Origin of the sequence: Sneathiella chungangensis (assembly GCF_009882935.1) — a bacterium.
GTDB classification, from domain to species: domain Bacteria; phylum Pseudomonadota; class Alphaproteobacteria; order Sneathiellales; family Sneathiellaceae; genus Sneathiella; species Sneathiella chungangensis.
Genome location: NZ_WTVA01000006.1, coordinates 1 through 223 on the forward strand (window position 1 = coordinate 1; position 223 = coordinate 223).

Annotated in this window: 1 protein-coding gene; it reads left to right on the forward strand. The window is 49.8% G+C overall.

Annotation, left to right across the window (positions count from 1 at the left end; translation table 11 throughout):
* The coding region (locus GQF03_RS11525) for an AI-2E family transporter (RefSeq protein WP_161339449.1) at positions 1 to 215 on the forward strand (215 nt) is incomplete at its 5' end.
* Positions 216 to 223 lie beyond the last annotated feature (8 nt).

Below are 223 nucleotides of genomic sequence, written 5' to 3' on the forward strand. Positions count from 1 at the left end.
TAAACTTCTTGGAAGCTCAAATTGTAACACCGCTGGTGATCGGGCGGCGAATTACTCTGAACCCATTCATTGTATTCCTTGCCATCGTCTTCTGGATCTGGCTTTGGGGACCGTTGGGCGGTTTCATTGCCGTGCCGTCACTGCTGATCATTTTCGCAATATACAATCAGATGTTCGCCGAACAGGCCACTTTGTCGACCACGGATACGTCCTGAAAGGGTAC